General features: G+C 66.0%; 24 protein-coding genes and 1 tRNA gene. 16 read left to right on the top strand and 9 right to left on the bottom strand.

Annotation, left to right across the window (positions count from 1 at the left end; all coding sequences use genetic code 11):
• Nucleotides 1-154 precede the first annotated feature (154 nt).
• A complete protein-coding gene (locus ACWC09_RS23965) occupies nt 155-1,018 on the top strand; it encodes a hypothetical protein (RefSeq protein WP_450852614.1) in 864 nt (287 codons plus the stop codon).
• A gap of 61 nt (nt 1,019-1,079) precedes the next feature.
• On the opposite strand, the gene ACWC09_RS23960 is transcribed toward ACWC09_RS23965, so the two are convergent.
• The 4 genes from ACWC09_RS23960 to ACWC09_RS23945 all read right to left on the bottom strand — a co-directional run bounded on the left by ACWC09_RS23960 (nt 1,080) and on the right by ACWC09_RS23945 (nt 4,107).
• Nucleotides 1,080-2,432: a hypothetical protein gene (locus ACWC09_RS23960; RefSeq protein WP_450852613.1), complete on the bottom strand. Its 1,353-nt coding sequence runs from the start codon at nt 2,430-2,432 to the stop codon at nt 1,080-1,082.
• 195 nt (nt 2,433-2,627) lie between these two features.
• A tRNA-Leu gene (locus ACWC09_RS23955) sits at nt 2,628-2,713 on the bottom strand.
• A 174-nt stretch (nt 2,714-2,887) separates the two neighbouring features.
• Nucleotides 2,888-3,319, bottom strand: a complete 432-nt coding sequence (locus ACWC09_RS23950; RefSeq protein ID WP_450852612.1) for a Pycsar system effector family protein — start codon at nt 3,317-3,319, stop codon at nt 2,888-2,890.
• Between the two features lie 68 nt (nt 3,320-3,387).
• Nucleotides 3,388-4,107: an adenylate/guanylate cyclase domain-containing protein gene (locus tag ACWC09_RS23945; RefSeq protein WP_450852611.1), complete on the bottom strand. Its 720-nt coding sequence runs from the start codon at nt 4,105-4,107 to the stop codon at nt 3,388-3,390.
• Between the two features lie 159 nt (nt 4,108-4,266).
• Here ACWC09_RS23945 and ACWC09_RS23940 point away from each other — a divergent pair, with 159 nt between their 5' ends.
• The 3 genes from ACWC09_RS23940 to ACWC09_RS23930 all read left to right on the top strand — a co-directional run bounded on the left by ACWC09_RS23940 (nt 4,267) and on the right by ACWC09_RS23930 (nt 7,365).
• Nucleotides 4,267-4,980, top strand: coding sequence for an adenylate/guanylate cyclase domain-containing protein (locus ACWC09_RS23940; protein WP_450852610.1), 714 nt, complete (start codon nt 4,267-4,269; stop codon nt 4,978-4,980).
• A gap of 128 nt (nt 4,981-5,108) precedes the next feature.
• Nucleotides 5,109-6,671 (top strand): esterase/lipase family protein, encoded by a 1,563-nt coding sequence (locus tag ACWC09_RS23935; protein ID WP_450852609.1) that lies wholly within the window; start codon nt 5,109-5,111, stop codon nt 6,669-6,671.
• Between the two features lie 160 nt (nt 6,672-6,831).
• Nucleotides 6,832-7,365 carry an NUDIX hydrolase gene (locus ACWC09_RS23930; RefSeq protein ID WP_450852608.1) on the top strand — a complete coding sequence of 178 codons (534 nt, stop codon included), beginning with the start codon at nt 6,832-6,834 and terminating at the stop codon, nt 7,363-7,365.
• Here the strand turns inward: ACWC09_RS23930 and ACWC09_RS23925 are convergent.
• A complete protein-coding gene (locus tag ACWC09_RS23925) occupies nt 7,343-8,683 on the bottom strand; it encodes a hypothetical protein (protein ID WP_450852607.1) in 1,341 nt (446 codons plus the stop codon). The two genes, ACWC09_RS23930 and ACWC09_RS23925, sit on opposite strands and share 23 nt — an antisense overlap.
• Before the next feature lie 124 nt (nt 8,684-8,807).
• Between ACWC09_RS23925 and ACWC09_RS23920 the strand changes: the two genes are divergently transcribed.
• The 3 genes from ACWC09_RS23920 to ACWC09_RS23910 all read left to right on the top strand — a co-directional run bounded on the left by ACWC09_RS23920 (nt 8,808) and on the right by ACWC09_RS23910 (nt 10,585).
• Nucleotides 8,808-9,038 carry a hypothetical protein gene (locus ACWC09_RS23920; protein ID WP_450852606.1) on the top strand — a complete coding sequence of 77 codons (231 nt, stop codon included), beginning with the start codon at nt 8,808-8,810 and terminating at the stop codon, nt 9,036-9,038.
• Between the two features lie 196 nt (nt 9,039-9,234).
• Nucleotides 9,235-9,678 carry a glycine-rich domain-containing protein gene (locus ACWC09_RS23915; RefSeq protein ID WP_450852605.1) on the top strand — a complete coding sequence of 148 codons (444 nt, stop codon included), beginning with the start codon at nt 9,235-9,237 and terminating at the stop codon, nt 9,676-9,678.
• Between the two features lie 70 nt (nt 9,679-9,748).
• Entirely contained in the window at nt 9,749-10,585 is an 837-nt protein-coding gene (locus ACWC09_RS23910; protein ID WP_450852604.1) for a protein kinase domain-containing protein, read from the top strand.
• A 1,500-nt stretch (nt 10,586-12,085) separates the two neighbouring features.
• On the opposite strand, the gene ACWC09_RS23905 is transcribed toward ACWC09_RS23910, so the two are convergent.
• The gene (locus ACWC09_RS23905) at nt 12,086-12,514 is read right to left on the bottom strand and encodes a GntR family transcriptional regulator (RefSeq protein WP_450852603.1); all 429 of its coding nucleotides are present in this window, start codon (nt 12,512-12,514) and stop codon (nt 12,086-12,088) included.
• A gap of 166 nt (nt 12,515-12,680) precedes the next feature.
• Here ACWC09_RS23905 and ACWC09_RS23900 point away from each other — a divergent pair, with 166 nt between their 5' ends.
• From ACWC09_RS23900 to ACWC09_RS23870, 7 genes are all read left to right on the top strand, one after another.
• Entirely contained in the window at nt 12,681-13,040 is a 360-nt protein-coding gene (locus ACWC09_RS23900; protein WP_327744189.1) for a hypothetical protein, read from the top strand.
• On the top strand, nt 13,037-13,324 hold the full coding sequence (locus tag ACWC09_RS23895) for a hypothetical protein (RefSeq protein ID WP_450852602.1): 288 nt from the start codon (nt 13,037-13,039) through the stop codon (nt 13,322-13,324). Before ACWC09_RS23900 ends, ACWC09_RS23895 begins: the two co-directional genes overlap by 4 nt.
• Entirely contained in the window at nt 13,321-14,739 is a 1,419-nt protein-coding gene (locus ACWC09_RS23890; protein ID WP_450852601.1) for an FtsK/SpoIIIE domain-containing protein, read from the top strand. The genes ACWC09_RS23895 and ACWC09_RS23890 overlap by 4 nt, the downstream gene beginning before the upstream one ends.
• A 13-nt stretch (nt 14,740-14,752) precedes the next feature.
• Nucleotides 14,753-14,926, top strand: a complete 174-nt coding sequence (locus ACWC09_RS23885) for a hypothetical protein (protein ID WP_450852600.1) — start codon at nt 14,753-14,755, stop codon at nt 14,924-14,926.
• A 46-nt stretch (nt 14,927-14,972) separates the two neighbouring features.
• Nucleotides 14,973-15,644, top strand: a complete 672-nt coding sequence (locus ACWC09_RS23880) for a DUF2637 domain-containing protein (RefSeq protein ID WP_450852599.1) — start codon at nt 14,973-14,975, stop codon at nt 15,642-15,644.
• A gap of 150 nt (nt 15,645-15,794) precedes the next feature.
• Nucleotides 15,795-17,279, top strand: a complete 1,485-nt coding sequence (locus tag ACWC09_RS23875) for a replication initiator (RefSeq protein ID WP_450852598.1) — start codon at nt 15,795-15,797, stop codon at nt 17,277-17,279.
• Nucleotides 17,276-17,785: a hypothetical protein gene (locus ACWC09_RS23870; protein WP_450852597.1), complete on the top strand. Its 510-nt coding sequence runs from the start codon at nt 17,276-17,278 to the stop codon at nt 17,783-17,785. Before ACWC09_RS23875 ends, ACWC09_RS23870 begins: the two co-directional genes overlap by 4 nt.
• A gap of 77 nt (nt 17,786-17,862) precedes the next feature.
• On the opposite strand, the gene ACWC09_RS23865 is transcribed toward ACWC09_RS23870, so the two are convergent.
• Nucleotides 17,863-19,422 carry a recombinase family protein gene (locus ACWC09_RS23865; RefSeq protein ID WP_450852596.1) on the bottom strand — a complete coding sequence of 520 codons (1,560 nt, stop codon included), beginning with the start codon at nt 19,420-19,422 and terminating at the stop codon, nt 17,863-17,865.
• 108 nt (nt 19,423-19,530) lie between these two features.
• Between ACWC09_RS23865 and ACWC09_RS23860 the strand changes: the two genes are divergently transcribed.
• Nucleotides 19,531-21,180, top strand: a complete 1,650-nt coding sequence (locus tag ACWC09_RS23860; RefSeq protein ID WP_450852595.1) for a DNA repair helicase XPB — start codon at nt 19,531-19,533, stop codon at nt 21,178-21,180.
• A 174-nt stretch (nt 21,181-21,354) separates the two neighbouring features.
• Here ACWC09_RS23860 and ACWC09_RS23855 read toward each other — a convergent pair whose 3' ends face one another.
• A complete protein-coding gene (locus ACWC09_RS23855) occupies nt 21,355-21,537 on the bottom strand; it encodes a hypothetical protein (protein ID WP_450852594.1) in 183 nt (60 codons plus the stop codon).
• A 280-nt stretch (nt 21,538-21,817) separates the two neighbouring features.
• Here ACWC09_RS23855 and ACWC09_RS23850 point away from each other — a divergent pair, with 280 nt between their 5' ends.
• A complete protein-coding gene (locus ACWC09_RS23850) occupies nt 21,818-23,908 on the top strand; it encodes a HelD family protein (RefSeq protein WP_450852593.1) in 2,091 nt (696 codons plus the stop codon).
• Here ACWC09_RS23850 and ACWC09_RS23845 read toward each other — a convergent pair.
• Complete coding sequence (locus ACWC09_RS23845; RefSeq protein WP_450852592.1) at nt 23,868-24,599, bottom strand: copper homeostasis protein CutC; 732 nt, start codon at nt 24,597-24,599, stop codon at nt 23,868-23,870. The two genes, ACWC09_RS23850 and ACWC09_RS23845, sit on opposite strands and share 41 nt — an antisense overlap.
• Nucleotides 24,600-24,692: the final 93 nt, after the last annotated feature.

The following is a 24,692-nucleotide window of genomic DNA, read 5'->3' as shown; positions in this document are numbered from 1 at the left end:
AGCCCGCCCCCTTGCGCATACCGCATGAAGACGTCGTACCGCAGGGATCACGACCCGTCACCACAGCCCGGACATCCCCGATTCAACCTGAGTAGCACCTGTCGGTTACCGCGATCACGAGACGAGTTGAGCTACTGGCAGAGATCATGTGCCCGTGAATGTTGCGCGATTGGTCCTTGACTACGTGAAGGCGTTGGCTTGGCCCGCCATAGTGCTCGTCGTGATGATCTTCTTCCGAGACGAGTTCCGGAAGCTCCTGAGGCGGCTCAAATCCGCAAAGGGTGGTGGAGCCGCTGTCGAGTTCTCGGAGGAAGTGCAGGCCGTCGCTGAGGAGGCTCGCGCGGCAGTCGAAGCTGAGGTCCGTGACACCAGTGAACGGGTGCAGGAAGTTCGGGCCGCTTTCGAAGCAAGCCGGCAGGCGTCCCGCGCAGCCGCGGATGCGGCCTCGGAACCGCTGACACTTCACGAAAACGGTGTTCCGCCTAGCGGCCAAGGTGAACCCAACCACTTGGACCCTTCCGCCGACCAGAGAGGCTTGCGCGCCGAACAGATGGCGCAACAAGGGATCGCCCTAGTCAACGCCATGCAAGCAGAGCTGGAACAGCTACTTCAATCCGTATTGTTCTCTCCTGCCGCACCCATGGATGCGCTGCGGTCCATGGCGCGCGAACACCCTGCGGCAGCCATCATGGCCGCCTACCGCGAGGTTGATATGCGGATGGAGTCGTTGGTGCGGAAGGTCATTCGCGCAGCCCGCGCAAGGGGAGAGACAGTCGAACGCCCCCGGATGCCTCGAAGCCAACTGACGCTTCTGGTGGCGTCTGGACTGCCTGCCGATGTCGCCGACGTGATCACGGGGCTTTCCCGACTACGAAACGAAGTGACGCACGGTGGCAGCGTGCAAAGCTCGGCTGCGATCGACTACATCAGTGCCTGTGCGGCGGCACTGAACCTGTTGTCTCTGTACGAGCAGCGCCTTTTGCCACCCGATGAAAGTCAGCCGTCGCCTCTCCCATGAAGCGCCCCGCTCACCCTGTCCCGTGCGGTAGCCCGTTATTTCGAATCCTTCGGTCCTTAAATCACCCTAGAGAGTCTTCCTCTCCCACCGGGGGCCACTCGCGCGTCCCCCACCGAATTTCTTCAAATAGCGATTCAAACTCTTTCTCGGCAGAGATTGAGAACGTCGCGTGAGCGTCGAGCAATCGCCAAGCAGTCCAGGTTACCGAGTCTTGCATTTCTCTCAGGAAGTTTCCTTCGCTGAGCTTCCGGACTTCACCGCCGTGGGCGACGACGCTCCTGGCTGAGTAGATTTCTTCGTACTCTTTCGCACGCTCCGATCTTGCTCGGGGATCTGGTTCAAGAAGAGCGTACCGCTCTTTCATAGCGCGTCCAGGTAGGGCAGATTTGGATCCCAAGAGAGCATCCAGTGCTACGCCCGCCGCAAGTGCTGCATCATCCTGCGCTGAAGCCCAGTAACTTTCAGCGAACCAACGTGCAGCTACATGCAGTCGACGCAAGAAGCTATTTTCTTGTGCAAGACATTTCTCGACGGCATTGTAAAGCGGATGGTCGGCGAGCAGCTCTTTGAGAGGTATTGGCTCTTCTCCTCGCCACTGAATTCCCCCATTGCTTCCGATAGCGTCCACCACCAACGGGTTCGATATTAGTTCAGCGTGATCACCCGACTCCCTGAGACCAGCCTCAATGGCCTTCCGATCCAGCGTGATCCCTCGGAGGCCCGGACGATTCGTGTCCCCTCGAAGGGACCACAAATTGCGGTCGCCCTTGTTGGTGACTAGCATCATTGTCAGGTCCACCAGGACCTGAAGATTCCGTGCAGCTTGCTTTCGGGCCTTACCTCGCTGTCCCGGGACGAGGGCAGCAAATCCGACTCGCGGCTCCCTATGTTTGAGTTCGCTTACGTAAGCCGCGATCCGATCTTTATGCGCCTGCGCTCGACCTCCCAGATTTTGAACAGCATCAAGAAATGCGTCATCGAGGAGGCCGATTACATTCTTTTTCCCGACCCTTAGCGGTTCCCCCGACCAGGCGATGTTCGAAACAGGGAAGACGACGAGAGATGGCTCAGTGTATATAATGCGCGCGAGTAGCCCTCTCGCTACTTTCTCCTTCTCGTCGGATTTGTAGGCGAAGGCGATAAGTGTCGCCAAGAATCCCCAAAGCTCTTCCAGGTTCCATCGGTCGCGCACCTGTGACTGCTTGGCGAGTAGCGCATGAAGCTCCTCCAGCCTCTCGACCCCCTCGATCGATAGGCGCACTGAACCATTTGGCGAGGAAATGGCGGCAGCCTGAGAGTGTCGGTAGGATTCAGAACACCAGCCGTAATCCCATGGCCTCGGGTTGTCTGAGTCTTCAGCGGCAGCGACAGCGACCAAAACCAGTTCAGTTGCTTTGTTGTGCACCTTTTCCATGTTGATAGTCTGACAGTTGCGAGCCTCGCAATCAGCTGAATTATGGAAAGATCATGCCGCCGGAGCACCAAGATATGGCACCCTCGTGCTAGCGAGGGACGGCACAGTCCCAGGACCGTGCCACTCTCGTGCCAGAAGTGCGAAAGGCCCCCGACCAACTACCCAGGTCAGGGGCCGTTCTCACTGCTCACAATGCGGAGGCGGTGGGATTTGAACCCACGGTGACATCGCTGCCACGACGGTTTTTAAGACCGTTCCCTTAGGCCGCTCGGGCAACCCACCTGGTGCCCCGGCCACCAGGGGCGGAGCGGTACAGCCTACCGGGATCGGACCGAATGCCAGGGCCGTGGTCCACACAGGGTCCACTGGCCTCGCCTCGGTCGCCCGGCCGGCTACTCGTGATCAGTAGCCAGGACACGTCTCTGTACCGGCGCCCGAGCCCATCCCGGTAGTGCTCAGGCCATGAGACCAGCAAAGAAGACGAAAGCACCACCGATCGCAGCGAGCAGGAAGGAAAGCTGGACAAAGCGATGCTTCCGCCATGCGATCTTGCTCATGTTGATGAGTTGACGGGATAGGACCGGCAGCATGTCCTGCTGCTGAAGAGCAGTTTCGAGGTTTCCGGCCTCCCAGAACTGCAAGTGGCCAAAGTAGATGAAGCTCTGGTGAGCCTCTTGCTTCAGGGTGGCATAAGAGCGGAGCCGGGGTGTGACAACGAGGATGGCCAAGACAGCCCCGGCAAGGATCAACAGGGCACCGGTCCACAGCAGGGACCTGGCGCCCCAGCCATGGAGGCTGCCAAACAGGCGGCCTTTATCGGACAGGGCCACGATGCCCGCCAGGGCCGCAGACTCCAGCGTGAGCGCGAAGGAAGCTTTGGCATCCACGCGTCCCGTCCACTCACCGAGAGCGGCATGGATTCTCCAGGCGGTGTCCTGGGCGTCTCGTACCGAGGTCACAGCACCCACGTCCAACCCGACTTGTAGACCGTCAAGCTCTCACCACCGACCTCGCGGGTGTATGGCCCATCCCACATCAGTTTCCGGTCCTCGCCAGTTCCGTTGTACTTCGAACTGTCCGCCATGCTCTTGAAAACTGTTTCTGTGATGTACGTTCGGGCCGAGGTACGAATGTCGCTGAGCTTCGCGGCGACGTTTGGCGCGCGGCCAATGGAGATTAGGTCATTGCTCCCTTGAACGCCGCCGCGGACGATCAGTGCCGTGCCGGAGTCGATGCCGACGCAGTGCTTCACGATGAAGCCCTGGTTCTTGATCGACGGCAGGTTCGCCTCCACCTTGGGACGCACGATCTTGGTCACCACATGGTTGATCTGCAGAGCGCACTTGGCTGCGTCGGTGTTCTTGGTCGATCCCATGAAGATCGCCATGACACGATCACCGTCGAAGCTGCGGATCTTCCCACCTCTGGCCTTGATCACTCGACATGTGGCATCAAGGTAAGCCCGCATGACCTTCGCCGCGGTCTTGCGGCTGAAGTCTCGAGCAAGTCCCGTGGAGTCAGCAAGGTCTGCATACAGGTAGACCGCGTCAACCTCCACAGCGCCATTCTTCAGTTTCACGTCCTCTGTGGTGGGCACCACCGTGCCCCTACGGACATCCCAGTCCGAGCACACAACATCCGTGACGGCCTTGGTCACATCATCGGCAAGACCCATCAAGGACTCCTATCCACGCAATGGGTTGAGGCGCGGACAAGCTAGCAGGTAGCACTGACAATCCCCGCTGACCTGCTGCCTGTTGGGGGCAGACGTCCGTTGTCAGTGCGCGGTGCTACGTTGCCCAGACTTGAGCTGAACGCACCAAGAGGGGCGGCCGTGAGCCTGAAGGGCAAGATCGAGCAGAACCTTCGGGATCTGGTCGGATACGACTGGCAGATCCGCAAGGGCACGACTGTGCCGCGTACTGAAGGGGTCGTCCTGCGTAACGGCGCCGTCAAGCTCGATGCCGTTTACCTCTACGCAGACATGACGGGTTCGACGCGGCTTGTCTCAGACTTCGAACCGGGTGCGGCAGCCAAGGTGATGCGTGCCTTCATCAGCACTGCATGCCGGGTGGTCAGGCACTACGACGGCCACATCCGCAGCTTCGACGGCGATCGTGTCATGGCCATCTTCGTCGGCGAGAACAAGAACACGCGCGCAGTTGAGGCAGCACTCGACATCAAGTGGGCGACCGACAACTTGGTTCGTCCAGCCCTGGCAAGTCGCCTGCCTTCTCTGGCCCGGCAGGGCTTCGTACTGAGCCACGTGACCGGAGTAGCGGCCGGATCAGTGTTCATCGCACGCGCGGGCATCCATGAGCACAACGACCTCATCTCAGTCGGTAGCGCGGCCAACGTGGCCGCAAAGCTCAGCGACATCCGCGAAACCCCACAGAGCAGGACATACATCACCCCAGCCGTCTTCAACACCATGAGCGCATCACGCAAAGTCTGGGACGGCAAGCAAGTATGGGAACCGCACACCGCCAAGGTCGGCGGCGAAAGCATGGCTGTCTACCGCTCTTCCTGGGGATGGGTGATCAAGTAACACTGCTCCATGCACCTCGCCCAGGTCCTGACAGCCACGCAGTGCCCATATACCGCGTGGCCCTGAAGGAGAAGGCCATCTCAAGTAGCGATCATGGGCATGTGTACACATGCCATAGGTCGCGCCTGATGGCCGTGGTGCAGAGCAGGTCGAACGTTGTTGTGAACAAGCATGGAGGCACGGTGGGGTCGGAGAACGAGCGTATCGGCGTCGTGCTCGTCCACGGATTCATTTCCTCGCCGACCGTGTGGAACAACTTCGAGCGGCTCATCGCCAGCGATTCGGACCTGGACTTCGTCAGCCCCCTGCCCTTCAAGTACGCCTCGCCCAAGCTGCTCTTCAATCCCATGCGGCGGGTTCCAGATCTCGACGACGTCGCGGACAGTCTTCGGGGCTATCTAGCTGTCGAGGCAGGAAAGTACGAGCGGTTGGTGCTGGTCTCACACAGCCAAGGCGGTCTGGTCGTACAGCGTTATCTTGCACGCACGCTTAGTCGCGGGCTGGGCCTTGAACTCGCCCGAATCAAGGGGATCATTCTGTTCGCGTGCCCGAACGACGGCTCCGAGTTCCTCTCGTCGGTCCGTCAACACTGGTCACCTCTCAACCCTCAACTGCGTGGTCTGGAGCCGCTCAGGAACGAGGTGAAGGACACACAGAGCAGGGTGATCAGCCAGATTGTGCATGCCACCGTGCTCGCCCCCTCCTCTTGCCCTATCCCCATTGCGGCCTACGCGGGCGAATCGGACAAAATCGTCACCCGCGCCTCCGCGCAAAGCATCTTCCCGGACGCTGGCGTCCTTCCCGGTGATCACTTCACGATCGTGCAGCCGGACTCCGCCTCACACCGCTCATACACCACGCTGAAGCACCGATTGCTAAGTTTCCACAGCGCAGCACCCGTATCAGAACCGCAGTTGGCCGATGCGGTGCACCAGATCGGGAACGCAGTCCAAGAAGCCTTCACACAGCTGGATGTCACCGACACACGGGGACCGCGTCGCTCGCCGCCGATGCCCGACATGGCTCTACAGGTAGAAGCACTTCTTGACGGACTGGGCCTTGGTGACCACAAGAAGGCTGAACGGCGCGTGAACCGGCTATTCCTGCCACTCTCCCGAGATCAACATCGGGCTGCAGTGGAGGCGATGATCTGGGTAGCCACGACGACCGATGACCACACAACCCAGCTTCTCGCTTGCACGCTGCTGGAAGCCGTCGGCCGGCTGGATCCAATGCTGATCAAGATCGAGGATGTGGAAGGGCTAGCTCGATCTGACGGTGACTCCCTGCGCAGCTCGGCTGCCGTGTTGATGTGGCAGTGGGCAGATTCGATTCCCGGGCAGGTGCCCATCCCCTTGCTGGGCAGGCTTACTTTGCCGAGCACCGAGGATTGGTACGTCCATGCTCCCGCTAGAGCGGGTGCGAAACAACTACTGCTCCGTCGAGCTGCAGCTCGCGCGATCTTCGACAGGATGGCGGCAAGCCGTGATCAGGATGACCGAGACTATGCCGTAGTAGACCTGTTGCAGGTGGCCGCGGTAGAGCCGCGCGCTGTGCCTGCTGATCTAGCACGGAAGCTGGCCCGTGACCAAGACAAATCTGTAGCTACCCGGGCAGCGGAACTACTGCGCCTGGTAGATGGCGTAGGGGAAGCCGATCGCGGGACGTACTACAGCCAATTTGGGTTGTGAGGGCGTACTTGTACAAGAGTCAGGAGCCAGCCCGCGCAAAGACCCTGGAGACGGGCGACCCTCGGGACATCTCGTCAGGTTGACGTGAAAACGCCCGGACTTGCTTCCACGCGTCGGACTGGTCTGAGATCCTGGAGTCCGATCGAGAGGGGCCGCAGGTATGGAGTGGAAGACCCACGGTGAGCGACAGATCTACACCAACAAGTGGGTGAATCTGTGTCTGGTCGACGTCCAGCAGCCTGACGGACGCAGGTGGGAGTACCACGTCGTTCGCCTTCGCCACCTGGCCGTGGCCGCCGTGGTCAACGACCGTCAAGAGGTCTTGATGATGTGGCGGCACCGCTTCATCACCGACTCGTGGGCCTGGGAGTTGCCCATGGGCCTGGTGGAAGAAGGCGAGACCCCGGAAGAGGCTGCTGGCCGCGAGGTCCTGGAAGAGACAGGCTGGCGCCCCGGCCCCATCAAGCCCCTGATCTACGCCGAGCCGGCCAACGGGATCACCGACTCACAGCACCACGTCTTCCGGATCGACGGCGCTACCTACGCCGGGCCGCCCACGGAGAAGAACGAGTCCGACCGCATCGAGTGGGTTCCCCTCTCAGAGGTGCGAGGCATGATCGACCGCCGGGAGGTCGTCAGCAGCGGCTCACTCGTCGGTCTGCTCTACCTGCTCATGGACGAAGCGATCCGCTGACCGGCGGGAGGAGTGCCCGTAGCCGCGCCTCGAAGGCCAGGGCTACGGGCTCCTGCCTGTGCGGGGCCAACTGCTCGTAGAACTCCCTGAGATGACCTGACACGCGCTCGGAGGTCACCGCCGACGCCGGTTCCAGTGCTTGTGTGGCGGTCTCGCATGCCTGGTCAAGCTTGCCCTGCTCCAGCTGCGTGCGGGCAAGCCAGAATGAGTGAAACGCCCGGCCGCGCTGGTTGGTGCGGGCCTCGCGCCGCAACGCGTCCGCGATCAGGGGTTCGGCGGTAGCTGCTTCGCCCAGTCGCCCGTGAGCGATCCCCGTGTCCACGATCAGCTTCGTCTCGTCGAAGTACGTCACCCAGGACGGGTCCGGGTCGTTCACTCGAATCCGCTCGAAGTGGCGGTGCGCCTCCCCAATGGCCCGGTGGGTGGAGTCCGTGTTGCCGAGCGTGGCGTGAGCGAAGGCTTCGCGCATCGACAGCATGGACAGGACCCGTGGCGTGGTGTCGACGGCCGAACGGGCCTGGTCCTGGGCGGCAGTCACGAAGGCCAGCGAGTCAGCGGGCTTGTCCTGGTATGTGCCCTGCAAGCTCATGCAGGCAAGGACGTTGGCCATGAACTGGCGATCGTCGATCTCCTTGGCCAGTTGCAGGGCTTCGGTGAAGTACGCGCGGGCCTGGTTGTACTGGCGGGCGTCGAAGTAGGTCCAGCCAGTGAGGCGTGCCAGTTCGGCCGCGATTCCGTACAGGCTTTTCTGGATGGACGGCGGTCGGTTCTCTTTCAAGAGACCTACGACATGGCGGAGTTGTCCGACGATGGCCGGCCGCAGTGCCTCGCCTCCGTGCTGGTCGTCTCGTCGCCAGTAGTCCTCGATGGAGGAGCGGAAGGCTTCAAGTGTGGCCGCGTTCAGGCTCGTTCGCGTGGCCAGGGCCAGGATGCTGTCCACATCAGGGCCGGGTAGGGCGGCGGGAGTCTGCGGCTCAGGCTCTCGCTCCTGGGGAGCCTCTCGCTCGGTGACCACGAGGGCTTGAGGTGTCTCCCACGTCCGACGGGCAAGCCCGAGCATGTGTCCTGGGATGCGTAGGCCATCCGCAATGCGCTCGATGACATCCATGTGGAGCAACTGGCGTTGTCCAGCGATGACTTCCCCGACACGGCTGGGAGTCAGCTCACAGCGTCTGGCGATCATGGATGGGTAGATGCCCGCTTTGGTCTTCACGAGCCGGAAGACTCTGGCGAAGTCCCGCACTCGACACGCGTCGATCATCTCGGGATCGGTGAGCAGCCGGGCTGGCAGCTCCTGCGGCCGGTCTGCGTCGGGCATCGGCAAGCTCCCACACTGCGAGGGCTACGCAACGTCGCTGGTTCTCTACTTGCCGCGATATTACCCAAGTTGGGTAATCAGCCTGACCTTTTAGCAAGGGTCCCCGGGTCGCGATGCTCGTTTCATGGCGAGCAACCAGCAGACCAGACCAGGCATCGGTGAACTGGCGAAGGACAGCGCCCGAGACCGGATCGGCGTCGTCATGGGTGAGGTCGGCGGTCGGGTGCAGATGAGGCCGATCGGCGGCGGCACGGAATGGGAGGCCATGCCGGACAAGGTGGTGGCGCCGAGTCCACGGGAGGAACTGAGCGCGCGCCTGGCCATCAGGAACGGCAACAGTCGGGATGGGCTGTGATGCGCGCTGTCGCCCGGTACGCAGGAGTCCTGTTCGTGATCATGGTCAGCGGCTCGTGCGGCCTGGTCATCGGTATGGCTCTCGCCATGGGCCAGTAGACGGGCCGCCCCGGACGGGTGCCAACTCCCCGGCTCCCCCTTCCCCGTTCGGGGTCGGCCATCCAACCCACGCACCGTCACACACAAGGAGTACTCGCATGACGGCAACGGCGAACGATCAGAAGACCGGTCGCGCAGTGGCTGGTGAGGAGCTGTTCGAGAGCCTCACCCACTTCGTGGTCGTCCACAACGGGCAGTCGCGCCAGCGCGCCGAACGGATCGCGGACCAGGCGGTCGCCTTCCTGGTCACCGCGGCCACAGCCACCGTTCCCATGGTTCCGTCGGACGACGTGGACCTCGGCCTGCACGCCCTCATCCTGCACACGCGAGAGTACGCGAGGCTGTGCGACCGGTACGCGGGCCGCTTTCTGCACCACAACCCGAAGCCGGGCGGCGGGCCCCGTGACACGGAGAAGGTCATCACCTCGGCGCGTGCCATGAAGGCGGCCGGGTTCATGGTCTTCGATGACCTGTGGATCGTGGACGGCAGGAACCTCGCGCAGTGCGACTCGGACTGCGGCCGTCCCTACGGTCAGGCGTAGCACACGACAGCAGCGACGCGGCCGGCCTCGAATCGTGGTCGGCCGCGTTCGCCTGGAAGGAGAACAGACGTTGTCCGGGTCATCCCCTGAACTGCCGATCGTGGTGCTCGACGCGCTCATGCCGACGGCCCAGCGCCTGGTCCTCAACCGCCGGGGCTCCATGGTCTGGGAGGTGGAGAGCCATCGAGGCCACTACGCCGTGAAGGTCGGCTATCCGATCGAGGCCACGGCCGACTGGTCCGCCCAGCCCTGGACCGCCCTCGCACCCGCACGCGAAGGGGCTGTGCTCCATCGCCTCGGCTTCGTCGACTTCGCGTACGGCGAGTGGGAGCGCGGAACCTGGAACTTCCAGCCGTGGCGTGAAGGGCCGGACCTGTACCAGCTGTGGGAGCCATGTCGTCGGCCTGGCTCGTCCATCGCACCGCACACCAGCGTGGCGCTGGGCTGCGTCGAGGCACTGGCTGAACTCCACGCCAGGGGATGGGCCCACGGTGACCTACAGCCCGCCCACTTCATCATCGGGACGGAGCGAACCCACCTCATCGACCTCGCTCTTGCCCAGGGCGCGCCCGTACCCGAGGGGTACGACTTCCCGTTCCGCGGCTGCCTCGTCCACTACGAGGCACCCGAGATCGCCCGGAGCGTACTCGACACGGGCGAAGCCGAGCCGACACCGGAAGCCGACGTCTACGCGCTCGGCGCCTCGCTCCTCATCTCCGCCACCGGCTGGCGGGCAATGGAGTACCCGGACGACGCTCCCCGCCCGGTGCAGAGAGAGGCCGTAGCGAACGGTCGGCGACGGCCGGTCAAGGCGCCAGGGGAATTGGGAGAACTGATCGACGCGATGCTCAGCCACGCGCCAGAGGACCGACCCACCATCTACGAGGTGGGCAAAGCCTTGAGCTGACTACGAAGCGCCGGTACACCGACGCCGCTCCTACGACTACACCCGACAAACGAAGACCGGACCACCCCTCAGCCTGGACAGCATTCCGGGTGGTCCGGTCGCGGAAGCCCTGATCAGGACCCCGATGCCGATGGTACCGGGGTAGTTGGCGTGCCCGGATGTGGGTGCGGCTGTAACCCCGGCTCCGCGTTGTCGAGTTGGAGAGGGTTCTGACCTGAACCGCCGAAAGTCAGCCACGGCGGCGAGTGCGCCGACTGAGCACCCGCCACGTGTGTTTCCAGTAACCCCCGCCGGCCTCAGCCACGCTTCCTCCATCGTCACAGGCCGCGCCTCGCCCCGGCCTGGGCGTCACCCGTGCAGCATGGCAACTGGGCTCAGACTGCGTCGCTGGGGTCCTGCGGCGTTGAAGCGGTGGGCAGTTGGTCGGCGCGATCGTGCTTGGTGGGCGTCGGCCTGGTCCTGGTGGTCGGAGTGGTCGGGTTGCTTCCTGCTCTGGTTGTCCGCCTTGGCATGGCTGCGCGCTGAGCGGGTGGGGGCCGCCGGAGCGGTGGCGGAGACAAGGAGCGGCGGCGGCCCTTGGCCGCCAGCGCGCGCGGCCCGCCGTAGGCGGGCCGCCTTGATCCAGTAAAGAAACTCTGAACAGCTCAGATCGTCTAGGGCAGACGTCAAGCATCACCCGACGCCAACCCGTCAAGCATCACCTGAGACTCGACACGCTGCTCTAGGCCCAAGGCCGGTCATGCGCCCATGCGATGTCCGCGCCTTCCCAATCCGCTCCGCGTCTCCGCAACCGTTATAGAGATGGATGGGAGCATTTCTGCCTATTTGCTCCGGCGCCGGCGAACTTTATCCACAGGTAAATCGGTCCAGGGTTGGAGCTGGGGAGTGGCGAGGGTCACATTTTCTCGGGGTCACACCAGACCCGAAAAGCGAACCTCTATAGGCACCCCTCGACGTGAGGGGCGGAACATAGCCGACGATCGCCGGTTAGCCAAACCGGCGATTCTCCGGACCATTGATGTTCCTCGGCGAACGAAGGGAGATGTGTGGTGTTGGTTGCAAGGCGTGGGGGCGGTGAAGTGTCCGTTCGGATTCAAGCGGAGCGCGCCGCATGCAATCCGACCTCTTCGCCTCGCCGTGGGCCTGGATCTCTCGGTTCGCTCTGTTCGCCGAGTGGGCGCCAGTTGGTCACGCCTCCCGCCATGCGGGCCGCACAGAAAGGTTCTTGCCCGCTGGACGGGAGCGTGAGGCCGGAGCCTTCGAACGTGTCCGGTCGGAGCGGTAGACCTGACTCACCAGGCGCGATGGCTGCTGGTTGGCCTGCGCGGGCAAGCCCGGATTCGCCTGACCCTGGGCGGCGCGATGACACGGAAAAGGCACGGAAGCAAGGCGGGGAGCGGAAAATGACCGAGCATGAAATAGCCGTGCTGGATGCGGAGTTGACCGACGTGTGCGCGGCGGTTGCCCGGTTGGATGCGATGGTGCAGAGGTTGGCGACGGCTATTTCTGCTGCTGAGCCTCCACGATCTCCAGAAGCCGAGTCACCGTCTCCTCAAGCCGCTTGATGTCGGCCTTCATGGCCTTCATGTCCTCGGCGAGGGATTCCGCGCTGGGGCCGGGAGCTTGGCCGGCTGTTTCGAGCCGGTCTTCTCGGCCCTGCTCGCCGGGGGCTGCTTCGGCTGGCGCAATGGTGGCGCTGTTGCGAACGAAACTGCCCCGGCCCTGGACGCTGTAGACCAGCCCTTCGCTCTTGAGGAGCCGTAGCGCGTTCTGCACGGTGCTACTTGCGATGCCATACCGGTCTTGGAGGGCGCGGGCAGAGGGCAGCTTATCGCCGGGCTTCAGTCGGCCGGTGCTGATCTCTCTACGCAAAACCTCGGCGGCCTGGACGTAAGGCGGCCGGGAGTCGTCTTCGAGCGGCAATGTCATGCCCGCAGAATACGGGCGCTTACCCCACACGCGATACACCCGCGTCACCCTTGCGTCGCGTGTGTAGCGAGACAATCGGTGTGCCGGTGTTGCATGTGTAGCGGGTGTCGTGGTTATGTAGTGGTGCGGCCGGACCTACCGGCCCAACTCGAAAGGAAGTGCCCCCATGGCTCGCATCCGTGTTGGCCTGCTCCCGTCGGCGTCGTTCATGGTCGGCAACATGGCTGTGCCTAAGTACGCGGACGCCGAGAAGACACAGTTCGCCGTGGACCGTGAAACCGGCGCGAAGCTGTTCACGATCACCCTCTTCTTCATGGAGGAGGACCGCGCCGAGGCGCTGAAGATCACCGTTCCGGAGACCGGTCTCCCCAACGGCCTCAAGCCGGGTGTGCCGGTCATGCCGGTGGAGCTGTTCGCCACCCCGTGGGCCCGGATCTTCAACGGATCGCTCTCGGACGGCATCGCGTACCGCGCGGACCGTCTCGACCTGGTCGGCGGCTCGGCCCCGGCCGCTGAGACGGCGTGAGCGGCACCGACTTCTCCCGCACCGGCCGCGACACCCAGCTTCACAGTGTCGCGGCGGTGTGGGAGAGGGCGGGCTTTCCACCCGCATCGGCTCTTCGTCATGCAGAGATCTGCCTGTCGCTCGCCGGTCACGACGACAGGGTTCGCCTCGTCGCGGCGATGTGGGCGAACCACGGCTTTCCGCCTGCTGACGCGGTCCAGCGCGCGGAAATCTGCCTGATCCTCGCTGCGCCGACACTCGCCGACCGCACCCGAAACCGGAATCGAAAGAAGGAAGCGAAGTGACCGTGAACGACGTGAGTGAGGTGATGGGCTACGCCCCAGTCCTGATCGGGGTGGGTCTGCCCGGTATCGCCGTGTGGGCGCTGGTGTGGGTGATCCGCTATCTGCGGGCCGATGCCATGACGCGGCAGTCCATCCGGCAGGCCGTGCGGGTGCGGCGGACGTGGAAGCGGCTCGCGCAGATGCTGAAGCTGTGCGCCATCGACAAGATGCCGACCGCGTTGGCTTCGCTGTCGAACTCGGACGGCAAGGCCGTCAAGCCGCGCGTCCTGGTCCCCACGCTGAAGGTGACGCATGACGCGTACGGGGTGATCGCACAGGCGAACTGCCTGCCCGGCGTCGGCCTGGCGGAGTTCCAGAAGGCGGCCCCCTACCTGGCGGATGCCTGGCGTATGACCCGCGTGTCAGCGCTGCCGGGGGACAAGCCCGGACAGGTCATGCTGCGCGGGGTGCGCATGGACCCACTGATCACGCCGACCGTTCATGTGCCTACCGGCCGCCCGCCTGAGGAGTACGCGAAGTGGGACCTGGGGGTGGACGAGTACGGCATGCCCATCTTCGTGCCCCTCAAGGAAGTGCCCGGAGTAGCTGTCGGCGGCCTGCCAGGCTTCGGGAAGACCTCGTGCGTGAACCGGCTGGTGTGTGACTGGGCGCCCTCGCCGGCCGTGCAGTTCGTCTTCTTCGACGGGAAGGTGTCCCACGCCTACGAGGGCGACTACGCCGACCTCGTACAGCGGGCGTTCGCGTTCTGCGGGGATGACCTGGAAGAAGCGAACAAGCTCCTCAAGGAACTGGTGGAGCTGCGCCGTGCCCGCTCCGCGAGCATCCGCAAGGTGCTGGGCAAGAAGAACATGTGGCACGTCGGCCCGTCGGCGGACTGGCCCCTGATCGTCGTCGTTATCGACGAGGCCCACACCTACTTCCGTGACCACAAGGGCTCCGACCCGGCCACGAAACGGCTCGCGGCATTCGCGGCGGAGAACGCCCGGCTCACGGAGGACCTGGTGAAGAAGGGCCGCTCGGTCGGCTTCCTGACCATCCTGACCACGCAGAAGACCACCGGAGACGCCATCCCCACCTTCATCCGTGATGTCTGCCCGGTCGGCCTGTCCTTCGCGCAGAAGACCGCTGACGCCGCCGTGGCCGCGCTCGGCGACGACATCCGCGAGTGGCCCGACGCGAGCCCGGTCCTTCTCCAGGACCCCGCGTACGTCGGTGTCGCGGTCATGTCCCAGCACGGTCGCCCCGGCTTCATCCGCATCCGCACCCCCTACGTCGCCGACGAGGACGCCGCCCGCGTTGCCGAAGCCACCACCCACCTGGTGCACCACCCGGCCCGGCTCCTGGAGAACCTGACCGGACGGACGGTCGTGGACCTCACCAAGGACGCCCCCGAGCCCCCCGCCATGGCGGCCTGACATGCGCCGAGTCATGAGGATCTACATCCGGCACATGCGTAAGGCGATCACCGCCCAGGACTTCGACTTGGCCGGTCGGATCGGCATCGCCGCCTACCGCGTCGCCAACACCCACGAACGTCGGGTCCTGGAGACCTACCTCGGCCCGAACGCCGCCCGCCGGACGGGCATAGCCCCGAAGCCCTGACCGATTCCCCGCCGACACCACGAGACCGAGAGGAGGTGAACTCCCAATGTCTGAGGACCGGATCACCCAGCGCACCGTGACTGTCGTCATGGGCATCATCGCTGCCCTGGCGTTCGTCTTCTCCTTCGGTAACGTCTGGGCCCTTGCCCTGCGCCTGGGCGTCCCCGCCCCCATTGCGCCCCTGATCGCCCCCATGGTCGACCTGTCGGTGGTCGGGCTCCTGGTCGCCCTGCGCTATCTGTCCCTTCGGGGCGTCCCGCCGGAGCAGATGAAGGCGGCCACCCGCCTCATGCACGTCTCCGGCCTGCTCACCCTGGCCCTCAACATCGCCGAATCCATCACCGCCGCGCACTACGGCCGTGCCGCCGTGGACGCCGTGGCCCCGCTGCTGCTCCTCGGTTGGGGAGCGGTCGGCCCCCAGCTCCTGCGTTCCTTCCACGCGGTCACCACCGAGGCAACCGCCCCGGCCCCGGCTGCCGAGACGGAACCGGCACAAGAGCCTGCCCCGTCCCCCGCCCAGCCCGCGCCCGTCGCACCGGAACCGACCCCGGCCCCCACCGCGCCTGCGGTCAAGGTCCCTGAGCCGCTGTTGACCGAAGCGCGCTCCATCGCTGCGTCCCATCACACCGAGCACGGAGAAACGATTACTCCGACCCAGCTCAAGAGGCGACTCGGCATCGGCCTGCCCATGGCCACGGCTCTTCACGCCGCTCTGTAGAGCCGCATTCTCCCCGCCGGCCTTCCGGCACCACCCACCTCGCCCGTCCCTGGGCCCGACCTGCCATGCCTGCGGGCAGCAGCCCGAGCGCACTGAATCGCTGCTGCCCGCAGGTCCCACCCTCGCGCCGGAAAGGAGACCACGCCACTCATGCGCCGCCCCCTCGACCCGCGCCACGTGATCAGCCCCGGCCTGCGGGACCTGCTCGAACTGGCCAACACCCACGACTTCGACCGCGTACAGCAGCAAGTACGCGACCTGCGCGGCTGCACCAGCCCTGTCAACCTCCACGGCTTCACCATCACCACCGACCAGACCACCAAGGAAGTGGTCCGCTCCTACCGCTCCGAAGACGAACCCTCCGGACGCCTGCTGACCACCTGCGGCAACCGCCGTTCCTCGCGCTGCCCCGCCTGCTCCCGCGTCTACGCCGCCGACACCTACCACCTCATCAAGGCCGGACTCTCCGGCGGCAAGAACGTCGCTGAAACCGTCCGCGACCACCCCCGCGCCTTCGTCACCCTCACCGCCCCCTCCTTCGGCCCCGTCCACAACCGCCCCACCGCCGACGTGGGCAAGCCCCGCCCCTGCGCCTGCGGCGACACCCACGCCGAAGATGCCCCCGAACTCGGCACCCCCCTGAACCCGGCCACCTACGACTACACCGGCGCTGTTCTGTGGAACGCCCACGCCGGACAGCTCTGGGCGCGCTTCACCACCTACCTGCGCCGTGCCCTGGCCAAGCACTTCGGCGTGACGCAGAAGGCCCTGAACTCCGTCCTGCGCGTCTCCTTCGCCAAGGTCGCCGAGTACCAGAAGCGCGGCCTGGTCCACTTCCACGCCGTGATCCGCTTCGACGGCCCCGACGGACACACCAGCCCGCCCCCGGCTTGGGCTACCTTCGACGCCTTGAGCGCCGCCGTGGGCCTGGCCGTGAAGAGCGCTCGGCTCACCATCGAGTCCGACGCCATCGGCGAACGCGTCATCGCCTGGGGCGGCCGGTACAAGGTCGATCCCATCACCGCCCTGGGCGACGGCGAACTCACCGACGCCAGGGTTGCCGAGTACACAGACGCCAAGGTCGCCGGATACGTCGCCAAGTACGCCACGAAGAACGCCGAAGGGACGGGCACCGTAGACCGCACGCTCATGTGCCGCCCCTGCTCCGGACGCGGATACGTACGCGGCCCCGACGGCTTCCACGACCGGTGCGCCGACTGCGACGGCACCGGACAGGCCGAAGCCATCAAGGCCCTGCCCGTTCAGCAGCACGTACGGCAGATGATCCGTACCGCCTGGGCCCTCGGCCACCTGGCTGAGCTCGCCCACCTCAAGCTCTGGAAGTGGGCTCACATGCTCGGCTTCCGCGGCCACTTCTCCACCAAATCCCGCGCCTACTCCACCACCCTCGGCGCACTCCGCGACGTACGCCGTGCCTGGCGCCTCGCCCAGGCCGAAGCCGCCCGTGCCCGCGCCGGCCTCCCCACCGCCGACGAGAACACGACCCTCGTCACCGCCTCCTCGTGGACCTACCTCAGCAGCGGCTACCGCCCCGGCGAAGAACTCCTCGCCGCCCAGGTCCGCCACGACATCGCCCACACCCAACGCCTCAAGCAGGAGGGGGATCTCTCATGACCAACCGCAAGACGACGTTCGTCGGCCGCTTCCACTGCGGCCAAGGCTCCTGGCGTGTCTCCACTGCGACTGAAGAAGTCGCCACGGTCATCGGGCAGCTCTTCGGCAGGCAATCGCCGTCCCACGACAGCCACGAAGCCGACCACTTCGAAGTGCTGCCCCGATCAGCCTCAATGCGGGTCGTCATCTCCGGTCCTGAATCCATCAAGGCCGGCCTGCTGACAGCCGCACCCCGCTATGAACCCCAGCCCAGTACTCGCCTCTCGTTCCGCCTCGCCGACGCACACGCCCTCGGCGGCTTCCGCCTCAGTTCCCCCTCATGGGACCTGGCAGAGTCCGTCCCCACGCTGAGGACGGCACTGTCCGAGACAGAGGGGGACGCCCTCTGTGAACTCGTTGCAGAAACAGTCGAGTTCATAACCCGCGACGGTGCGGCGCTGTCGTATTGCCGCCCCTCTATCAAGGTCATCGGTCCTTGGCACAACCCCGACCAGCACGCCGCCTGACCTGACACAGAAAAGCGGCGCCCCCCACCTCGTCCGTCCGGTGGGGGCGCCGCTGCGTGTGTCTGGTGACGTCGGCGTCAGCCCTGGCTGTCAGTCGCCTCGGTCTCCCGTTCGCTCTCCTTCGCCGCTGCCGCCCGCCGCATGTGGCCCTCCTCGCCGAAGTACACCGACAGGCGCGACGTGTCCAGCTTCTTGCCTCCACGCCTCGCGGGTGCCACCTCCACGTAGCCGCCCGCGTTCAACAGCAGATCTCGCTTGCCGGCCACGTCCGAGCGCTTCCACTGCTCGGCGTGCGTCTCGCCGGTCGGCTCCGCCTTCACACCGCCCGGCTTCGCCGTTCGCTGCCTCTCCTTCAGGGTCGCCAGTCGCTCTTCCAGCTTGGCGTACTGCTCCGCGTACCGGATCGCTCCGTCGTCGCCTCTGAACAGGCCCCGGTCATAGCGATCCTTTTGCAGGTCGGCCAATGCTTCCTCTGCCTGCCTGATCTGCGGGCGGAAGTCTTCGCCCACCTCTTGGACCATCCGCATCACGGAAAGGTGCCCGTACTTCGCGAGGAACTGCTCGGTGACGTGCTCCTCGGTGGTTACCCCGGCCACGGTCGGCCCGTAGCACTTCACGCCCTGCTTCTCCTCCCCCTTGGCCGCCCGCTGGCGGTACTTCAGCGGGCCGATGCACCGGTACCGAAGCTGACCGTTGCGCCCGCTGAAGGTGTACATGCGCTCGCCGCAGACTCCGCAGTGCATGATGCCGCGCAGCAGCGACGTCCCCTCCCGGCGCTTCTCACCGGGGTTGGCACGGCGCTCCAACTCGTCCTGGAGCGTCTGCCAGGTGTCCGTGTCGAGGATCGGCGGCCGGTTGACCAGCGGCAGGCCGTCCGTCCGCAGGATCGGCTTTCCGTCCTCGATGACCTGGCCGAGCAACTGGGGGTTGCCCAGCATGCTGCGCAGCGTGGTCGTGTACCACTGCTTGGAGTCGCTGCGCTTGCCCGTGGTCTGGCGTGAGGTGTGGCCGGGTGACGGGATGCCCTCCTTGTTGAGGTCGTTGATGATCTGCATGAGCGAGTCCTTGGCCAGGACCCGTTCCACGATCCGCTTGATCGTCTTGGCCTCGTCCTCGTTGACCGCGAGGACCTTGCCCGCCCCGTTGGGGTTGGGGACGACCATGTACCCGTACGGGACCCGACCGCCGGTGTAGCGGCCCTCTCGGCGCAGGTGTTCGTGCGCGCTGGACACCCGCATCCCGATGGTGTCGGACTCCAGCTCGGCGAAGACCGCGATCACCTTCGCCATGGCCCGGCCCATGGACGATGTGAGGTCGAGCGGCTCCGTCGCCGACGCGAGCGCGACGCTCTGGTGCTCGGCGAGTCTCATGATCTCCGCGAAGTCGACCGTGGAGCGCGCAAGCCGGTCGATCTTGAAGAATACGATCACGTCCAGCTCGGCAAGCCTGGTCAGGATGCGTTGCAGTCCCGGCCGGTCGAGCCCACGCGAGAAGCCCGAGACATCAATGTCTTCCTCGGCGGCTACGACCTCCCAGCCGCGTGCCTCGCACAACGCCTCACAGGCCGCGCGCTGGCGTTCTGGCGAAGTCGTCTCGTCGGTTTCGCGCGATAGGCGAACATAGATAGCGGCGCGCATCCCCGGCGCGCTGGCCGGGACGCCCTTCCGGCGTCGGGCACGGGGCATAGCCCGTGCTGTGACAGGCGTTAGTTCTGTCATGAGACGACCCTATCTCCGGAGGTATGTGTGTCCTGCCTAATCGTCCAGTCCGACAAGACGCTGCTGCTCGAGGTCGACCACGAGCAGGCCGACGCGTGTCGGCGGGCCATTGCCGCCTTCGCGGAGCTGGAGCGGGCGCCCGAGCACATCCACACCTACCGGGTGACTCCGCTGGGGCTGTGGAACGCGCGGGCCGCCGGGCATGACGCCGAGCAGGTCGTGGATGCGCTGGTGCAGTACAGCCGGTATCCCGTGCCGCACGCGCTGCTCGTCGACGTCGCCGAGACCATGGATCGGTATGGGCGGCTCACTCTCAGCAAGCATCCCGCGCACGGCCTGGTGCTGACGACCACCGACCGGCCGGTGCTCGAGGAGGTGCTGCGGTCCAAGCGGATCGCTCCGCTGGTCGGGGCGCGGCTCGATCCGGACACCGTCGCCGTGCATCCCTCCGAGCGCGGGCAGATCAAGCAGGTGCTGCTCAAGCTGGGCTGGCCGGCCGAGGACCTCGCCGGGTACGTGGACGGGGAGGCGCACCCCATCGAGCTCGCCGAGGACGGGTGGGCGCTGCGGCCGTACCAGAAGCAGGCCGTCGAGAACTTCTGGCACGGGGGGAGTGGCGTGGTGGTCCTGCCCTGTGGGGCCGGGAAGACGCTCGTCGGTGCCGGGTCCATGGCTCAGGCCAAGTCCACGACCCTCATCCTCGTCACCAACACCGTCTCCGCCCGGCAGTGGAAGCACGAGCTGGTGAAGCGGACGTCGCTCACCGAGGACGAGATCGGGGAGTACAGCGGGACGCGGAAGGAGATCCGGCCCGTCACCATCGCCACCTACCAGGTGCTGACGACCAAGCGGAAGGGGATCTATCCCCATCTGGAGCTCTTCGACTCCCGGGACTGGGGGCTCATCCTCTACGACGAGGTGCATCTGCTGCCCGCCCCGGTCTTCAAGTTCACCGCCGATCTGCAGGCCCGGCGGAGGCTGGGGCTCACGGCGACTCTGGTCCGTGAGGACGGGCGGGAGTCGGACGTGTTCTCGCTCATCGGGCCCAAGCGGTTCGACGCGCCCTGGAAGGAGATCGAGGCGCAGGGGTACATCGCGCCCGCCGACTGTGTCGAGGTGCGGGTCAACCTCACCGACTCCGAGCGGCTCGCGTACGCCACCGCCGAGCAGGAGGAGAAGTACCGCTTCTGTGCGACGACCGCCACCAAGCGGAAGGTGACGGAGGCGCTGGTACGGCGGTTCGCGGGGCAGCAGATCCTCGTCATCGGGCAGTACATCGACCAACTCGACGAGCTGGGCGAGCACTTGAACGCCCCCGTCATCAAGGGCGAGACCTCCAACGCCCAGCGCGAGAAGCTCTTCGACGCGTTCCGGGAGGGGGAGATCAGCGTGCTGGTCGTTTCCAAGGTCGCGAACTTCTCGATCGACCTGCCGGAGGCGACCGTCGCGATTCAGGTGTCCGGCACCTTCGGGTCCCGGCAGGAGGAGGCCCAGCGGCTCGGGCGGGTGCTGCGGCCCAAGGCCGACGGGCACAAGGCGCACTTCTACTCCGTCGTCGCCCGCGACACCCTCGACCAGGACTTCGCCGCGCACCGGCAGCGGTTCCTGGCGGAGCAGGGGTACGCCTACCGGATCGTGGACGCCGACGAGATCCTGGCCGAGGGCGCCGAGGGCTGAACGGGCCCACTGCTCGAACCGGCTGCGGTCACGGCATCGGCAGCGTGAACCCCATCACGAGGTGGGTCATGAGCACCGACGGGCAGTGAAGCGGGGCGGCGGGGGGCGCCGCACCGGTGTGCGTACTCATCCGGCGGCCGATCACCTACTCAGCCGTCGATGAGGACACCGGGGTCACTTGCGGCGGACGCCCGCTTCCTCGCCGTACTCGCCGAGTATGACCACGTCGAAGGCCGCACCGGCGAAGACGCGGATCGCGCGCAGGGCGTTGCCCAGGCGGTGGGTGCCGTGGAGGTCGGACAGGGGGGTCGCGCCGGACGGGCGACCGGGGGCTGGGGTGAGGGTCGCTGCACTCATGACTCCATGGTGGCTCCCGTCGCATAAAGGGGGCATCGGCCCAAGGTCCCCACTTCCTGTGATACCTGGGTACCCCCTGTGGGTGTGCCCTCCCCCTGCGGAGGGAGGGGCGATCCCCTAGGGGACGGACACAAGGGCCCGGAAAATCGGTTGGCAACCGCTCCGTCCCCTCATCTAAAATCTCCGCTCTTGCCCGCCTCCCTCACGGAGGGCCGCCGCCCGGACGGAAACCGGTCGGCACCCGCAGACCTCAGCCCGCAGCACCTTCGGAGGCACTCCCTTGTCCACGCCCGTCGACGACGACCCCCTGTCCCGCGAGCGCGCCCACCTCTCCGGCTCCCGTGCGGCGCTCCGCGCCATGCGCGAGGACGTCGAGTCCCTCGACATCAGAGACGTCACCGCGAACTGGGTCAACGCCGAGGTCCTGGCCCGCCAGATCGAGGAGCGCATCAAGGCGCTGGCCGACCTCAGCGACACCCCGCTGTTCTTCGGCCGCCTCGACTACCTGCACTCCCCCGGCGCCGACCGGGCCGAGGGCGCGGAGGGCGAACGCCCGCAGCCGGAGGCTGCTTATCAGACACTGCACATCGGGCGCCGGCATGTGCACGACCAAGACGGCGACCCGATGGTCATCGACTGGCGGGCGCCGGTCTCGCAGCCGTTCTACCGGGCGTCCAAGAAGGACCCGATGGACATCGCGCTGCGCCGCCGTTTCGGGTACACCCGCGGCGACATCACGGCGTACGAGGACGAGCACCTCTCCGACCCGGCCGAGGCGGCCCGCACCAGCAAACTGCTCCAGCAGGAGATCGAGCGGCCGCGTGTCGGCCCGATGCGGGACATCGTCGCGACCATCCAGCCCGAGCAGGACGAGATCGTACGGAGCGGCCTGGGCGGGACCGTGTGTGTGCAGGGAGGTCCGGGGACCGGGAAGACGGCCGTCGGCCTGCACCGGGTCGCGTATCTCCTCTACGCCCACCGCGACCGCCTCGCCCGCACCGGCACACTCGTCATCGGACCGAACCGGTCCTTCCTCCACTACATCGAGCAAGTGCTGCCCGCACTGGGCGAGCTGACGGTCCAGCAGGCGACGGTCGACGACCTGGTGGGCCATGTGGAGGTGCGCGGGACCGACGACGCGGCCGCCGCGATCGTCAAGGGTGACGCGAGGATGGCGGAGGTGCTGCGGCGGGCGGTCTACTCGCACGTGACCATGCCGGCCGAGCCGGTGGTCGTCGTACGCGGGTCGCGGAGGTGGCGGGTACCGGCGTACGAACTCGAGGACATCGTCCGTGAGTTGCTCGACCGGGACATCCGCTACGGCGCCGCCCGCGAGGCTCTTCCGCAGCGCATCGCGCATGCCGTGCTGGTGCAGATGGAGCGGTCGGGCGAGGCGCCGGACGACCGGGTGCAGGACGCGGTGGCCCGCAACGCGGCGGTGAAGGCGGCCGTGAAGGAGGTCTGGCCGCCGGTCGACCCGGCGAAGCTCGTGCTGCGGCTGCTCACGGACGCGGACTTTCTCGCCGTACACGCACAGGGGATCCTCGACGAGGACGAGCAGAAGACGATCCTGTGGGCGCTGCCTGGATCTGGCAAAAGGGCGGTCCGGTCGGTGAAGGCCGCCAAGTGGTCCGCCGCGGACGCGGTGTTGATCGACGAGACCATCGACATCGTGCAGCGCACACACTCCCTGGGGCATGTGGTGCTGGACGAGGCGCAGGATCTGTCACCGATGCAGTACCGCGCGGTCGGGCGCCGCTGCACGACCGGTTCGGCGACGGTCCTCGGGGACCTCGCGCAGGGCACCACCCCTTGGGCGACGCGGAGTTGGGACGAGGCGTTGTCCCATCTGGGCAAGTCGGACGGGGTGATCGAGGAGCTGACCGCCGGTTTCCGTGTGCCGACGGATGTCATCACGTATGCGTCGCGCCTGCTTCCGTCCATCGCGCCCGGGCTGACTCCGGTGGCTTCGGTGCGGGAGAATCCCGGGTTCTTCGATCTTCGGCAGATCGACGGGGCGGCCGAAGTCGTGCGCGCGTGCGAGGAGTTGCTGCGGAATGAAGGGTCCACGGGGCTGATCGCGGCCGACGCCCGTATCCCGGCTCTGGCGGAGGCGCTGGCGGAGGCCGGCATCGGCCACCTCGCCCCCGGTGAGGAGACGACGGCCGAGACCCGCCTCACCCTCGTCCCGGCATCGCTGGCCAAGGGCCTGGAATACGACTACGTGGTGCTGGACGAACCCCAGGCCGTGGTCGACGGCGAACCTGACGAACGAACCGGTCTACGGCGGTTGTACGTGGCGCTGACCCGGGCGGTTTCGGGGCTGATCGTCACGCATGCGGCGGGGTTGCCGGAGCAGCTGGAAGGCTGAAAGGGATGTCCAGGGAGCGGCGCCAGGCATGCACCGCTTCCGCCGACACCGGCTCGCCCCAACCGCCCGGCCTGACCGCTCCACCGATGTGGAACGCGTCCACGCCCGCCGCCCGCAGCCGCGGCACGTGCTCCAGCCTCAGCCCGCCACCCACCAGCAGCTGCTGCTCGTACCCCGGCTCCCCCTGCCTCGCCGCCTCCGCGAGCAAGGTGGGGAGGCCGTCGTCGACGCCCGCCGCCGACCCCGCCGTCAGATATGTGTCCAGCCCCGGCAGCCCGTCCAGCTGCTTTCTCAGCGCATCCCTGTCCGTCGCCCGGTCGATCGCGCGGTGGAAGGTCCACCGGCAACCGTCCAGCTCCTCCACGACCCGCTCCACGGCCGCCAGGTCGACACCCCCCTCCGCGTCCAGGAAGCCGAGCACGAACTCCGTCGCCCCCGCCGCCCGCATGTCGCGCGCGACCCGCACCAGCCGCCCCACCGCACCCGCCGCGAACCCGTCCTCCAGTCGCAGCATCACGCGCAGGTCGATGCCGACGGCGGCGCGGATGGCCGCGACCGTGGCGGGTGGCGGGGTGAGGCCGTCGGACGCCATGTCGGTGACCAGTTCGAGGCGGTCCGCGCCTCCGGCCTGGGCGGCGAGCGCGTCCTCGACGTCGAGGGCGATCACCTCCAGGACTGCACGCGTGCTCATAGGACCCCTTCCGTCGGTGTTCCCCTGGGAGCGGCTACAGGTCTAGTCCAATCTCAGGATCACAGAGTACGACGCCGGGGTGGACGACCGCGA

The organism is Streptomyces sp. NPDC001617, assembly GCF_053596855.1.
The sequence above is the reverse complement of the archived record's forward strand: the minus strand, read 5'-3'. Positions and strand labels throughout refer to the sequence as shown.

What these genes read in the sequence shown, in the direction of transcription:
- ACWC09_RS23855 (WP_450852594.1), bottom strand. Translation starts at nt 21,537, where the DNA reads ATGAGTGCAGCGACCCTCACCCCAGCCCCCGGTCGCCCGTCCGGCGCG.
- ACWC09_RS23920 (WP_450852606.1), top strand. Translation starts at nt 8,808, where the DNA reads ATGGCGAGCAACCAGCAGACCAGACCAGGCATCGGTGAACTGGCGAAG.
- ACWC09_RS23880 (WP_450852599.1), top strand. Translation starts at nt 14,973, where the DNA reads ATGTCTGAGGACCGGATCACCCAGCGCACCGTGACTGTCGTCATGGGC.
- ACWC09_RS23865 (WP_450852596.1), bottom strand. Translation starts at nt 19,422, where the DNA reads ATGCGCGCCGCTATCTATGTTCGCCTATCGCGCGAAACCGACGAGACG.
- ACWC09_RS23915 (WP_450852605.1), top strand. Translation starts at nt 9,235, where the DNA reads ATGACGGCAACGGCGAACGATCAGAAGACCGGTCGCGCAGTGGCTGGT.
- ACWC09_RS23945 (WP_450852611.1), bottom strand. Translation starts at nt 4,107, where the DNA reads ATGGGTCTTGCCGATGATGTGACCAAGGCCGTCACGGATGTTGTGTGC.
- ACWC09_RS23960 (WP_450852613.1), bottom strand. Translation starts at nt 2,432, where the DNA reads ATGGAAAAGGTGCACAACAAAGCAACTGAACTGGTTTTGGTCGCTGTC.
- ACWC09_RS23885 (WP_450852600.1), top strand. Translation starts at nt 14,753, where the DNA reads ATGAGGATCTACATCCGGCACATGCGTAAGGCGATCACCGCCCAGGAC.
- ACWC09_RS23870 (WP_450852597.1), top strand. Translation starts at nt 17,276, where the DNA reads ATGACCAACCGCAAGACGACGTTCGTCGGCCGCTTCCACTGCGGCCAA.
- ACWC09_RS23925 (WP_450852607.1), bottom strand. Translation starts at nt 8,683, where the DNA reads ATGCCCGACGCAGACCGGCCGCAGGAGCTGCCAGCCCGGCTGCTCACC.
- ACWC09_RS23845 (WP_450852592.1), bottom strand. Translation starts at nt 24,599, where the DNA reads ATGAGCACGCGTGCAGTCCTGGAGGTGATCGCCCTCGACGTCGAGGAC.
- ACWC09_RS23900 (WP_327744189.1), top strand. Translation starts at nt 12,681, where the DNA reads ATGGCTCGCATCCGTGTTGGCCTGCTCCCGTCGGCGTCGTTCATGGTC.
- ACWC09_RS23875 (WP_450852598.1), top strand. Translation starts at nt 15,795, where the DNA reads ATGCGCCGCCCCCTCGACCCGCGCCACGTGATCAGCCCCGGCCTGCGG.
- ACWC09_RS23935 (WP_450852609.1), top strand. Translation starts at nt 5,109, where the DNA reads ATGGCCGTGGTGCAGAGCAGGTCGAACGTTGTTGTGAACAAGCATGGA.
- ACWC09_RS23905 (WP_450852603.1), bottom strand. Translation starts at nt 12,514, where the DNA reads ATGACATTGCCGCTCGAAGACGACTCCCGGCCGCCTTACGTCCAGGCC.
- ACWC09_RS23930 (WP_450852608.1), top strand. Translation starts at nt 6,832, where the DNA reads ATGGAGTGGAAGACCCACGGTGAGCGACAGATCTACACCAACAAGTGG.